11 protein-coding genes are annotated in these 13,264 nt (G+C 49.9%); 7 read left to right on the forward strand and 4 right to left on the reverse strand.

Features of this window, described 5'->3' with window-relative positions:
* Positions 1-96 precede the first annotated feature (96 nt).
* Genes AR688_RS05810 through AR688_RS05825 form a run of 4 tightly spaced genes read left to right on the forward strand, consistent with a single transcriptional unit; the run spans position 97 to position 5,589 of the window.
* Complete coding sequence (locus AR688_RS05810; RefSeq protein WP_197412122.1) at positions 97-2,448, forward strand: DPP IV N-terminal domain-containing protein; 2,352 nt, start codon at positions 97-99, stop codon at positions 2,446-2,448.
* Positions 2,449-2,450: 2 nt separating this feature from the next.
* On the forward strand, positions 2,451-4,493 hold the full coding sequence (locus tag AR688_RS05815) for a bifunctional 2',3'-cyclic-nucleotide 2'-phosphodiesterase/3'-nucleotidase (protein ID WP_068230368.1): 2,043 nt from the start codon (positions 2,451-2,453) through the stop codon (positions 4,491-4,493).
* Between the two features lie 39 nt (positions 4,494-4,532).
* Positions 4,533-5,093, forward strand: coding sequence for a GNAT family N-acetyltransferase (locus AR688_RS05820; RefSeq protein ID WP_068230373.1), 561 nt, complete (start codon positions 4,533-4,535; stop codon positions 5,091-5,093).
* Entirely contained in the window at positions 5,080-5,589 is a 510-nt protein-coding gene (locus AR688_RS05825; RefSeq protein ID WP_068230376.1) for a SixA phosphatase family protein, read from the forward strand. The genes AR688_RS05820 and AR688_RS05825 overlap by 14 nt, the downstream gene beginning before the upstream one ends.
* 70 nt (positions 5,590-5,659) lie before the next feature.
* Here AR688_RS05825 and katG read toward each other — a convergent pair whose 3' ends face one another.
* From katG to pdxR, 3 genes are all read right to left on the reverse strand, one after another.
* Positions 5,660-7,915 (reverse strand): catalase/peroxidase HPI, encoded by a 2,256-nt coding sequence (katG, locus tag AR688_RS05830; RefSeq protein ID WP_068230377.1) that lies wholly within the window; start codon positions 7,913-7,915, stop codon positions 5,660-5,662.
* 135 nt (positions 7,916-8,050) lie between these two features.
* Positions 8,051-8,821, reverse strand: a complete 771-nt coding sequence (locus AR688_RS05835) for a substrate-binding periplasmic protein (protein WP_068230378.1) — start codon at positions 8,819-8,821, stop codon at positions 8,051-8,053.
* A gap of 275 nt (positions 8,822-9,096) precedes the next feature.
* The gene (gene pdxR / locus AR688_RS05845; protein WP_068230382.1) at positions 9,097-10,488 is read right to left on the reverse strand and encodes a MocR-like pyridoxine biosynthesis transcription factor PdxR; all 1,392 of its coding nucleotides are present in this window, start codon (positions 10,486-10,488) and stop codon (positions 9,097-9,099) included.
* A gap of 118 nt (positions 10,489-10,606) precedes the next feature.
* On the opposite strand from pdxR, the gene AR688_RS05850 reads away from it, so the two are divergent.
* The gene (locus AR688_RS05850) at positions 10,607-11,215 is read left to right on the forward strand and encodes an FMN-dependent NADH-azoreductase (RefSeq protein WP_068230385.1); all 609 of its coding nucleotides are present in this window, start codon (positions 10,607-10,609) and stop codon (positions 11,213-11,215) included.
* Positions 11,216-11,238: 23 nt separating this feature from the next.
* Positions 11,239-11,718 (forward strand): carboxymuconolactone decarboxylase family protein, encoded by a 480-nt coding sequence (locus AR688_RS05855; protein ID WP_068230388.1) that lies wholly within the window; start codon positions 11,239-11,241, stop codon positions 11,716-11,718.
* Positions 11,719-11,762: 44 nt separating this feature from the next.
* Here the strand turns inward: AR688_RS05855 and AR688_RS05860 are convergent, their stop codons facing one another.
* A complete protein-coding gene (locus tag AR688_RS05860; protein WP_068230391.1) occupies positions 11,763-12,587 on the reverse strand; it encodes a GTP-binding protein in 825 nt (274 codons plus the stop codon).
* Between the two features lie 222 nt (positions 12,588-12,809).
* Between AR688_RS05860 and AR688_RS05865 the strand changes: the two genes are divergently transcribed.
* Positions 12,810-13,253 carry a hypothetical protein gene (locus AR688_RS05865; protein WP_068230394.1) on the forward strand — a complete coding sequence of 148 codons (444 nt, stop codon included), beginning with the start codon at positions 12,810-12,812 and terminating at the stop codon, positions 13,251-13,253.
* Positions 13,254-13,264: the final 11 nt, after the last annotated feature.

Genomic DNA, 13,264 nt, shown 5'->3' on the forward strand with positions numbered 1-13,264 from the left:
TTTCTGGCTGATGTGGTGGTGTTTTAAGCATGAATTTGTGATTGCTGCTTTTGTTTAGCGCTATTTTTCTATAGGTTAACCTTACTTAGCGGAGTAATGGAATTAACACCTATGAAATTAAGCGGTTATTGCAATGCCTTATACAGTATCACCGTGCTGTTTGGCAGTATTACGTTGTTGCCGGGCATTGCTCAGGCACAAAATGTTAGCCCTGCACAGATTGAGCGTTCGCTATCGCTGCGCGATAACTGGATTAATCTCACCCGCAACCTGATGCTGGAACCGCAATGGGCCGCCACCGGCCACAGCTTTCACTACAAGCTAAGCGTGGAAGGCGGTTTTATGTTCTACCGCGATACGGTAGTGGCGGCAAAGCCTGAACCTGCTTTTGATCATCAGCTAATCAGCCAGGCGCTAAGTAAGGCAACAGGGCAGCAGTTTAACGCGCTGCAACTGCCGTTTGATAGTTTCCGCTACAGCGATAATGGCCAGCAGATCCAGTTTTATTATGATAACCAAAGCTGGCAGTGTGCGCTTAACGGCACAGCATGTGAAAGCTTAACCCGGCAAAATCAGCCTAAAGCCTTTGGTGTGGTAAGAGATTTGCGCACGCCAGCGCACAATCCGGCACGTAAATCGCCCGATGCAGCTTATCAGGCGCAGGTAATAGCCCATAATCTGGTGGTTACGGCAGCAGATGGCACGGTTAAGTACCAAAGCCAGGACGGCAGCGCAGCGCAGTTTTACGATGCTGAATCTATCCGCTGGGCGCCCGACAGCTCGGCTTTACTGGTGATGAAAGTAACACCCGGCACCGCACGCTTTGTTAGCCGGGTTTTGTCATCGCCGCAAGATCAGCTGGAACCCAAAACCCTGACTCAGCTTTACCCCAAACCCGGTGATGCAGTAGATATTGACCAGCCGGTACTGCTACAGCTAAAAACCGCTAAGGCAACCCAGATAGATAACCAGCTGTTCAGCCAGCCTTATATGCTGGACAACGTGCAATGGCAAGCCGACAGCAGCCGTTTTACCTTTCGTTATACCGAACGCGGCCACCAGTTGGCGCGTATTATTGCCGTAGATGCCAAAACGGCGCAGCCAAAGGCACTGCTGACAGAGCGCAGCAACACCTTTATTGACCAGTGGGCTGCATTTTATCAGCCGCTGCAAACGCCAGAGCAGGGTTTTATCTGGCTGTCAGAGCAGGACGGTTGGGCGCATTTGTACCGGTATGATAAAGACGGCAAGTTAAACAATCAGATCACTAAAGGCGACTGGCGGGTGCGCGAGGTGTTGCATATCGATGAGCAGGCGCAGCAACTGTGGTTTGCTGCCAGTGGCATGAATGCCGGGCAGGATCCCTATTTTGTGCACTATTACCGTATTAACTTCGATGGCAGCGGCCTTACCGCTCTTACCAGTGCCAATGCTGATCATCAGCTGAGCTTTTCGGCAGACCGGCAATATTATATTGATCTGTATTCGCGGGTAGATTTACCCAATGTGGCTGAATTGCGCCGCGCCAGTGACGGCAAATTGCTGCGCACCCTGGCCAAAGCGGATATCAGCCGTTTAACTCAGGCTGGTTTTAAAGCGCCGCAGCCGTTTGTGGCGAAAGGGCGTGATGGTAAAACCGATATCTGGGGTTTAATCGTTACGCCGCAAAACTTTAACCCTAAGCTGCAATACCCGGTAATTGAAAATATTTACGCCGGGCCGCACGACAGCTTTGTGCCCAAAAGCTTTTGGCCGTTTGGTTTTCATTCTGGCGGCGATAAAGTTATTGGTATGCAGGCGTTGGCTGATTTAGGCTTTGTGGTGGTACAAATTGACGGTATGGGCACCAGCAACCGCTCTAAGGCCTTTCATGATGTTGCCTGGCAAAACCTGGCCGATTCCGGTTTTCCGGACAGAATTTTGTGGCATCAGGCCGCAGCTCGGCAATTCCCCTGGTACAATATGGCCGCAGGTATAGGCATTTATGGTGCCTCGGCCGGTGGCCAGAGTACGGTAGCGGCGCTGCTGTTTCATCCGGATGTTTACACCACCGGCGTGGCGTTTGCCGGCTGTTATGACAACCGCATGGATAAAATAAGCTGGAACGAGCAGTGGATGGGCTATCCGGTAGGGCCGCATTATGCTGCCTCGTCGGTAACAGAACATGCCGAAAAACTGCAGGGCCAACTGCTGATTATTAACGGCGAGCAGGACAGCAATGTGGACCCTGCCTCTACCATGCAACTGGTTAATGCATTAATTAGCGCTGATAAAGATTTTGATTTACTGCTGGTGCCGGGCGGAGAGCACAGTACCGGGCGCTCCAGTGGCCCCATTCGTTATATACAACGGCGCCAGTTTGATTTTTTTCTGCGTCATTTACAACAGCAGCCAACAGCTGACTGGAATACTCTGGGTTCTGGCCAGGCTGCAAAAGCCGGGAATTAACTATGTTTAAAGTGTCTTTTTCTTTATTAGCGCTATCAGCAGCGGCACTGAGTGTGGTGTCTTGTGCTGTCAGTACACCACCACAGGCAGTGACGGTAAAACTGCGGGTGCTGGAAACCTCTGATCTGCACGCTAATGTCATGGACTACAACTACTACACTGCCGCCCAGGATCCCAGCATTGGCCTGGCGCGCACAGCCGGCCTGATTGCAGCCGCCCGGCAGGGGGCCGTTAACACCGTGCTGGTGGATAACGGCGATTTAATTCAGGGCAGCCCGATGGGCGATTATGCTGCACACAAAGGCCTGGCGGACGGCGAGGTACACCCGGTGTATCAGGCTATGAATGTGCTGCAATACGATGTGGGCAATATTGGCAACCACGAGTTTAATTACGGCCTGGATTTTTTGCAAAAAGCCCTGGCTGGTGCCGCTTTTCCGTATATTAATGCCAATGTGTATTGCGCACAGCCGCAGTGCTGGAACGGCATAAAACAGGGCGGGCATTTATTTACGCCTTACCTCATCAAAGACACTGTGGTAACCGACACTGCAGGTAAGCAGCACAGTTTAAAAATTGGTTATATTGGCTTTGTACCACCGCAGATTATGCAGTGGGACAAGCAGCATTTAACCGGCAAAGTACGTGCTGCCGGTATTGTGGAAACAGCAATAAAACTGGTGCCGCAAATGAAAGCGCAGGGGGCCGATCTGGTTATTGCTATCCCGCACTCGGGCATTGGCTCCAGCGAAAACCCCGGCGATGCGAATGCTGAAAACGCAGTGTATGCCATTACCCAGGTGCCGGACATTGATGCGGTGCTGTTTGGCCACAGCCATTCTGTTTTTCCGTCATCACGCTATAAGGATTTACCGGGAGCAAATATTGAAAAAGGCCTGCTTACCGGCGTTGCTGCCGTAATGCCGGGGCGTTGGGGCGACAATATGGGCCAGGTAGATTTCACCCTTAGCCTGCAACACGGCAAATGGCAGGTAACTGATGCTACTGCCAAAGCCGTAGCTATTTATGACGGGGTTAAAAAAGCGCCGCTGGTGGCGGCAGATAAACGTATTCACACCGCAGTGCAGCAGGCACATCAGGGCACAATTGATTTTATGCAGCGCCAGATTGGTGTGGCGTCGGCCGATATGTATAGCTTTCTGGCCCAGGTACAGGACGACCCCACCGTGCAAATTGTAGCTAACGCCCAGATAGCCAAAGTGACTGCTATGCTACCGGCACAGCTGCAGCATATGCCGGTACTGTCAGCAGCATCACCGTTTAAAGCTGGCGGGCGGCGCAGTTCACCGACAGATGCACAGCAGTATATTCAGGTGTCGGCCGGTACGTTAAGCTTTCGCAATGCTGCAGACTTATACCTTTACCCCAACACTGTGGTGGCGGTAAAACTCAGCGGTGCTGAATTAAAAGACTGGCTGGAATGTTCGGCCAACCAGTTTAACCGCATTGATGTGACCAGCAGTGCGCCACAACAGCTGATTAACTATGAACACCCGACCTACAATTTTGATGTAATCGATGGCGTAAACTATCAGATAGATGTTACCCAGCCAGCCAAATTTGGCCCCGACTGTGAGCTGCTAAACGCAACCGCCTCGCGTATTGTTAACCTGAGTTATACCGACAACAGCGGTAAAGTATTTAGTGGTAAAGCACTGGCCGAAAAGCAGTTTATAGTGGCAACCAATAATTACCGCGCTTTTGGTGGCCGTTTTGCCGGTACCGGCAGCGAGCATGTGGTAATGGAGTTGCCCGACAGCAACCGTGAAGCGCTGGTAAGTTATATCGGGCAGCAATCCGGCTACGACGCGGCCAGCGGGCAATACAGCGGCCAGGTAAATCCGGCGGCCGACAATAACTGGCGTTTTCTGCCTGTTGCCGGCAGTGCGGTGCTGGATATCCGCTTTAGCACGCAAGACAGCAAAACAGCAGAAGACTTTGTCCGCCGCTATAAACAGTGGCCCATGACCAAGCTGGGCACCGACGAGCTGGGGTTTGCCCAGTACCGTATTGAGCTGCAGTAGATACGACCAGAGCGCAATAGTAGAAAAGAGTGAAAGAGTATGTTGAAAATTGCCGCAAGTAACAGGCTGAGTTTTACCCTGCTGTCTGAACAGGATGCCGGGTTGCTTTTTGAAGTAGACCAGGATCAAGAAGTTATGCGCTACCTTAACGGTGGCAAGCTTACAACGATGCAAAGCATTGTTGATGTATTTATACCGCGGATGATGCAGTACCGCAGCCCGGCGCAAGGTTATGGTATCTGGCAGGTGCGGCGGTTAGAAGATAACGCTTATATCGGCTGGGTATTAATACGGCCGATGGGTTTTAACATGGCCAGCCCCAGCACAGATGATATCGAACTTGGCTGGCGTTTTAAGCGGCAGTACTGGGGGCAGGGTTATGCCAGCGAGGCCGCCCGGGCTGTGGCTGATGCGGTGCTGGGAAATAATAGCAATGTTCAGTTTTTGTCGGCAATTGCCATGCCGGATAACGCCGGCTCAATTGGCGTTATGCGTAAACTGGGTATGCAGTTTGTAAAACGTTATCTGCACCGCGATGCGCTGGGGGATGTAGATGCTGTGTTGTACCGCATAGAGGTTCCTCAAGTTGAAACTAAATAAACTCGTGGCCTGGTTTGGCGCGTTAAGCTGTTTATTGGCTCTGCAACTAAGTGCTGACACGGTGTATCTGGTGCGCCATGCCGAAAAGCAAGGCGACAGTAAAGATCCGCCTTTGTCAGAATGCGGTAGAGCCAGAGCACAAGCACTGGCCGATTATTTTGCCAATATTCCACTGGCCGCCGTGTATGCCACACCGTATCAGCGCACCCAGCAAACAGCTGCAGCAGTGGCCGCTGCCAAGCAGCTTAGTGTAACAGATTACGACCCGAATCAGAGTGGGCAGTTAGTGGCACAGTTAACCGCGCAGGGGCAGCCGGTATTGGTAGTAGGGCACAGCAATACTGTGCCGCAACTGGTTAGGTTGCTAAGTGATATTGAAATGGCCGCATTGACGGAGCAGGACTACAACCTGTTGTATCGGGTTGAATTGGGGCCGCAACCCGGCGTGACGCTAAGGCGGCAGACGTTTGAATGCGACAAGCAGGCATCTGAATAAAAAAGCGCTGCAGCTTTTCCGGTTGCAGCGCTTTTGCGTGATGGAGCTTGCTTTTAGTTACAACTGCCGGTTAGCGGTCCAGGTTCATTACCTTGGTCCAGGCTTTAACAAAGTCATCAACAAACTTCTGCTTCGAGCTATCAAAGGCGTACACCTCGGCCACGGCGCGCAGCTCTGAGTTTGAACCAAAGATCAGATCAACAGAGGTGGCGGTCCACTTTTTGTTGCCTGATGCACGGTCAAAACCTTCGTATATGCCGTCTGTGGCAGACTTTTTCCACACCGTAGACATATCCAGCAGATTAACGAAGAAGTCGTTGTTTAACGTGCCTGGCTTAGCCGTGAACACACCATGTTTGGCACCCTGATAGTTGGCATCCAGCGCACGTAAACCACCTACCAGCACGGTCATTTCCGGTATGCTCAGGTCCAGTTGATCGGCTTTATCTACCAGCATCTCAGTCGGTGATTTGTAGCTTGCTGCCGCGTCGAAGTAGTTTCTGAAACCATCAGCTGTCAGTTCAAGCAGGCTAAAGGCATTAACGTCTGTCATGTCCTGAGTGGCATCACCACGGCCCGGTGTAAACGGCACTGTAACGTTATAACCGGCGTCTTTGGCGGCTTTTTCAATTGCTGCCGTGCCGCCCAACACGATTAAGTCAGCCAGTGACACTTTTTTACGGCTGGTATTAAAATCTTGCTGGATGGCTGTTAGCGCTTTGATTACTTTTGCTGTTTCAGCCGGGTTATTTACTGCCCAATCTTTTTGTGGCACCAATGCAATGCGCGCACCGTTAGCACCACCACGCATATCGGTGTCACGATAGCTGGCAGCAGAGCCCCAGGCTACACGCACCAACTCAGGCACGGTTAAACCAGATTTTAAAATACTGGCTTTCAGTGTTTTAACATCACCGGCTTTAATGTTGGACTGGGTTTTTTCGTCAATCGGATCTTGCCAAATCAGCGCCTCTTTTGGTACTTCTTTACCTAAAAAGTTACGTGGTGGCCCCATATCGCGGTGGGTCAGTTTGTACCAGGCTTTGGCAAAGGCTAAGCGGTATTCTTCCGGATCCGCTAAAAAGCGCTCGGCAATCTTGCGATACTCCGGGTCAAACTTCAGCGCCAGATCCGCAGTGGTCATAACCGGCGGGTTAAATTTACCTTTGATATGCGCATCCGGTACCAGTTTATGCAGTGATTCATCGGTTGGCACCCACTGAATAGCACCGGCCGGGCTGCGGGTTTGTTTCCATTCAAAGTTAAGCAGGTTGCTTAAATACAGCGATGTCCAGCGCGTTGGCGTCTGAGTCCAGGCACCTTCTAAACCGCTGGTAATCGTATCTTCAGAATGGCCTTTGCCACAGTTATTTTTCCAGCCAAACCCTTGCTCTTCCACCCCGGCTGCGGCAGGTTCTGCCTCCATACACTCTGCCGGTTTACGGGCACCGTGCATTTTACCAAAAGTATGGCCGCCGGCGATTAACGCCAGGGTTTCTTCATCGTTCATGGCCATGCGCTCAAAGGCGATACGGATATTTTTCGCTGAACCGAGCGGGTCCGGTACGCCTTTAGGGCCTTCCGGGTTAACGTAGATCAACCCCATGTGGGTCGCGCCCAGCGGGCGTTGCAGCTTACCGTCTTTATCTTCACGGTCGCTGGCCAGCATTTCAACTTCCGGCCCCCAGTACACTAGATCGGGTTCCCAGTCGTCGGCACGGCCACCGGCAAAGCCGTAGGTTTTAAAGCCCATATTCTCCAGCGCCACATTGCCGGCCAGCACAATAAGATCTGACCAGGATAAGGCTTCGCCGTATTTTTGTTTTACCGGCCATAATAAGCGTCGGGCTTTATCGAGGCTTGCGTTATCCGGCCAGCTGTTTAGCGGGTCGAACCGCTGCTGGCCACCACCGGCGCCGCCACGGCCGTCCAGGGTGCGATAGGTACCGGCACTATGCCAGGTCATGCGAATAAAGAAAGGGCCATAGTTACCAAAATCCGCTGGCCACCAATCTTGTGACTGCGTTAACAGGGCGTTGATGTCTCGCTTTACGCTGTCTAAATCCAGTTTATTAAAAGCGTCAGCATAGCTGAAGTTGGCGCCATAAGGGTTAGAGCGTGTATCGTGATCGCGTAGCACAGACAAATCAAGTTGTTGTGGCCACCAAAACAGGTTAGTTCTTACTGCACCCTGCTGAGCACTCCCCTGACCTGAGGCACCAGCTGGTTTAGTCATGGTTTTGTCACTGGCAAAGGCGGCACCGGATACCAGCAACATGCTTATCATGCCAGCCAGCGCTCTGGTTTTAAAAGTTTGTCTATTCATTGTCAGCTTCCTTTTAGTTAACGTTTTATTATTATCTGCAGTGCTGATGCTGAAGGGGATCAGACACTGAGTTAAACAACCGCCAAACTAGTATAGTAAGAAGCTAATTTGCTGATGTGAATTAAAACGATGATGCTAATCGGTAAAATCGATGAGCTTGTCACCAAATATATGCTTTATGCTGCCATCTGCGGTCATTGTCGCAATACTTTGTTGTATCGCTTGCGAGATTTTTGGGCACTGACAGCTTTTGGCTAAGCCGATATATACGGGTTGTGGCGTAACAATATTGAGCGGAAAACTGACTTCTCTAATCTGGGCTGCCAGCTCCGGATTTTCCTGCAACACGGCGCTGACCTGGCTTGGCGGCAGCAGTGCAGCTGTTACCCGGTGTTTGGCAACAATTTCAAGCGCGGAGTAAATAGAGTTTACCCGTATAACCTGGCTTGGCGGCATGGCGTTAACTATTGCTGTAACTTTAGGGTGAAAACCATAGTTGCGTATTGCTGCCAGCGTCATGGTAGATAATTCAGTGACTTGCTGTAGCCTGCGGTTGTCCGTTGCAGACAAATAAACCCGATCCGGCTGGCGGGCCCCATAAGGGATATATTCAATTGCCTCTCTGCCATCACCGGTTTTAAGAATACCTACTACCAAATCGCTGTCGCCATCGGCAAGTTCTTTCAGACAGCGGCTGGAGGGGGTAGCTTTGCTGATTGATAGCTCAAAACCGGCGCGACGAGCCATTTCCTGCATAAAATCTACTGAAACACCCTGGGCTGTTTTTGCTGGGTTATTGAAATTAACATTGCCGGGAAATTCCCAGACACACCACCTGAGTTGCTCTTTAGCAAATAACGGAAAAGCCGCAACTAAGCAATATAATAAGGCTGGCAATTTTAGCATCGTTTCAATACCTCCGGTGGCCATGGGGTAATCAGTCTATGGCGAAAAGTACACGGTAACCAGCTGGCATTTTGGCTGATACTGTGTGGATAAGTGTATCTTATTGTTAAAAGATGGAAAAATTAAGGCATAACGCCGGGTTTAGTTGGCCGGCGTGGCCTGTATTGTCGCAGATGTTGTTATTGGACAATGCTGGCGGGTTTCACACCTGGAAAAACAACCAATTAATTGGCTTTCTGCTGGTGTTGGCGGGCAAACCGCGCAGTAAAAAGCTGTTAGCTGCCAAGCAGCGCCAGCGTTTGTTGGTAAGGCAGGCGCAGGGCATCGATGGCTTGCTGCTCTGATGTAATATTGGTATAGCCTATTACCAGACCATAACGTTTGCTTTTACCGGCGTACCATACCGACAGCGGAAATACTAACAAGCGGTGTTGCTGCCAGATTTCGGCCAACTGTTCGTCCTGGCTGCCGCTTTTTAAGAATGCCACAACATGCATACCGCCATCGGTTAGCTCGACATAAAACTGAGTTGGGTAAACCTGCTGCAAGGCGTTTAAAACCATTTGCCGCCGTGCCTGATACAGTGCGCGCATCTTTTTTAAGTGTTTAAAAAAATGTCCTTCAGCAATAAAGCGGCTGAGGATCTGCTGCGGCAGCAGCGGCAGGCTGGTTTCGACGATTTCCGCGGTTTCGTGAAAGCGGCTGACCAACGCTTTGGGTAGCACTATGTAGCTGATCCGCATGGCCGGCATAATAGTTTTGCTAAAAGTACCGACATAAATAACCCGGTCAGCCGGATCCTGGCTTTTTAGTGCCGGCAGCACTTTTTTGGTGTAATGAAATTCGCCATCGTAATCATCTTCCACTATCCAGGCCTGTTGGGTTTGCGCCCAATCCAATAGCTGCTGCCGCCGTGGCAGTGACAAGGTAACCGCCAGCGGGCTGTGGTGCGCCGGGGTGGTAATAACAAAACGGGCATCGTGATGGTGCTGCAGCAAATAATCGACATTCAACCCGTGGCGGTCAACCGGCACATAGTGCAGGTTTTCAACAATGCGTTTTAACAGCTTCTGGCCGAAAAAATACCCGGGATCTTCATACACTACCTTATCTTGTCGTGTCGCCAGCGCTTGTAAAATCAACGCAATACTGTGTTTGTAGCCGCTGGTAATGCAAATCTGGCTGGCGCTGCAATTCAGGCCACGTGAGATATTCACGTAGTTAGCAATGGCTTCACGCAGCGGCGGATAGCCCATTACCGGCGGTGTCAACATTTGCTCCGGCCGCATCGCCCGGATGGCTTTGCCGGATAACAACAACCACTTTTTATACGGAAACTGATCCAACGACGGAATACCCAAGCGGAAAAATCCCGGGTTGTCGCGTAAGTCAATTAAGTTCTGCAGTTTGCTATCTTCAACCGGCACGGTTATCGGCGCTTTAGTAATATTTAGCTGCAGATCAGGGTTAACCTGAGTGCCGCGTGCGCCTTTGCTGACTAAATAACCCTCTCCAGTCAGAATGTTATAGGCCGTTTCGACGGTTTTTTTTGCTACGCCCAAATCAGCGGCCAGTACGCGGATTGCTGGCACTTTTTCACCCGGTTTCAGGTTGCCGTTTAGGATTTGCTGTTTATAGCGCTGATAAATAGCCTGATAACCGGTCATTATGTCCTACCTAAATTCATTAGTTTTGTATCTTTCAAATATGGCATGAAAGGCTAGACTTTGCACATCAGAACAACACCGTAAGCCGAAATTAATCGCGGCTTTGCCAGGAGAATGTATGAAACTGTTGCATATTAAGGTCAGCCCGAATTTAACCGGCTCGGCGTCCAGAATCGTTGCCAGCCACCTGTTGGCTAAATTACAACAGCGCTACCCTGCATTAACTGAAACAGTGCTGGATTTGGCACAGCAGCAGCTGCCGCATCTGGATGCGTTAACGGTTAGTGCCTTTTTGACCAAACCTGAATTGCGTACAGAAACACAACTACAAGCTGCAGCGTTGTCTGAGCAACTGGTTGATCAACTGCTGGCACACGATACGCTGCTTATTTCATCGCCGATGTGGAACCTGGGCCTGCCATCTGTATTAAAAGCCTGGTTTGACCATATTACCCGTGCCGGCCGCACCTTTGCTTTTACTGCCGAAGGCGAAAAAGTTGGCCTGGTAAGCAATAAAAAAGTGTTGGTGGTGATGGCTAACGGCACACCTCTTATTGGCCAGCCCAACGAAGCAGACGACCAATTTACCCCTTATATGACAACTGCTTTGCGTTACATCGGCATTACCGATGTGCGTTTTATCCGGGTGGATGGTACCCATCACCCGCAAACAAAAGCTGCAGCGGTGCCTGAAGCTGTGGCGGCTATTGATTTTCTGCAACTTTAACTTAAAACCTTGGAGCAATAACTATGACTGCACGACTGAACCACTTTGAAACCGCACCGGCTTTAACCAAAGCGCTGATGGATGCCAGCATGGCAGCGTATAAAACCTCGATTGACCCGTTGATCAAAAGCCTGATCGATATCCGTGCATCGCAGCTAAACGGCTGTGCTTTTTGTCTGGATATGCATATCAAACAGGCAAAAATTAAAGGCGAGCGTGAGCTGCGTATTTATCATGTTGCCATCTGGCGCGAATCTCCGCTGTTTAATGCCAAAGAAAAAGCTGCCCTGGCACTGACAGAGGCGCTGACTAAACTGGCAGATACCGGAGTAAGCAACGAGCTGTACCAGGCGACCAAAGATCATTTCAGCGATGTGGAAATTTCTGAGCTGACCTATAGCATCGGCCTGATTAACTTCTGGAACCGGATGCAAATTCTGGCGCTGATGGAACCAGGCTCGCAAGATGCCGCTTTTGGTTTAACTAAAGCCGGTTTGAACTAAAAGAGGATTGCCAGCGATGCCAGTCGCTGGCAAACGTCACAACTTTAATATGTTAGCCGGTAAGCGGCCACTGAATTACCGAAAAAAGTCGGTACGTACAGGGTGTTTGTTTTGGCATCCCAACCGATATCGGCGGTATTGAGTTTTTGCTGCTGCGTGTCCAGTACAGGTTCCATCCGGCCATCGGCGTAAACATAGTAAATAATACCGGCCCAGCAGCTGACAATAAAATCACCGTTACCTACCGGTTCCAAGCCGTCGGCGCGTTGTGAGAAGCCTTTGGCTATTTGCGTTATTTCGCCGCCTTTATCTGCTTTTAGCAGCAGGTCTGCCGCAGCTATGTATAAGTCGCTGCCGATACTCTTTAAACCATTAGCAGCAATAATATCTTCCAGCCAGATACTGATAACACCATTGGCATATTTGTATACGCGGTTTTTGCGCGTATCAGAGATATACACCACGCCGTGCTCATCTATCGTTACGTCATTTAAAAACACTGCATCCGGCGCGGGAATTTTTGCTGTTACCTTAGCGGTGGCAATATCAATAATCACCAGTTCGGTTAAGTCTGCTACATAAAGTTTGCCCTGGTATTGTGCCAAACCTTTAGGGGCATTTAAGCCGCGCAGCCAGTTATGCTCACGCATGGTGCCATCGGTATTGAGCAGGGCTACACCACCTTCGCCATCGGCGGCATTACCTTCACCATCAATTTCAGACACAAATAAAAATTTATCGTCTTGCTGCTTATACACCAATACAGACTCGGGCACGCGAAAGCCGTCGGTTTGCCACAGCAGTTCCAGTTGTGGTTTAGCCAATGTTGGCAGGCTAACTATTAAAGCAAGCATTAGCATTATTCGCATCTGTTAGTCTCCTTAGGGTATTTAGCGCCAGAGTAACGCTTAGGTGGTGTACTGACGAGAAAATCCTGGTTTTTTTTGCCGTATGCTGTGGTTTTTCCATATCTGAAATAGCCAGATATCTCTGCCGCTGCAATTATCAGCGGCCATAAATTATATTTTGTTGTTAATTTAGAGTCGGGTATATTATTTGCCGTCTATAAACAATACCGGAAAGGATTCAGCGTGTTCAGAATATTTGGCTTGTTACTAACATTGGTTTTTCTGCAGGGATGCAACGTCGCAAACGAGATAGAAACCCTGAGTGACAACACCGGGCAAGAGCTGGTATGGACTTTTATTCAGTTTAACGTGCCTGAAGAGGGCGGTAATATAGAGTCTTATTACTACTTTGCTGAAGTAGCAAAACCGTTGCTGGAAAAAATCAACGGCAATAAGCTAACTAATGGTTTTATCTATTTGCAAAATGTCCATTACTGGGGTTCGGACGATGTTATTTATGCGTTTAAAGATAAAGAAAACGCTGGCAGCATTCTGTTTCGCATAGAAGATATCCGCAAACTGAAAACGCTGAATAATGCTCCTATTGTTGGGCAGGGCATTGAGCAGTATGCTGAAGATATTGTAGAACAGCTAAAAGACCTTGATCCGGCCAATGCGCAGGGGTAATGCGAATAAAT

It is taken from the genome of Rheinheimera sp. EpRS3 (assembly GCF_001513785.1).
Lineage (GTDB): Bacteria > Pseudomonadota > Gammaproteobacteria > Enterobacterales > Alteromonadaceae > Alishewanella.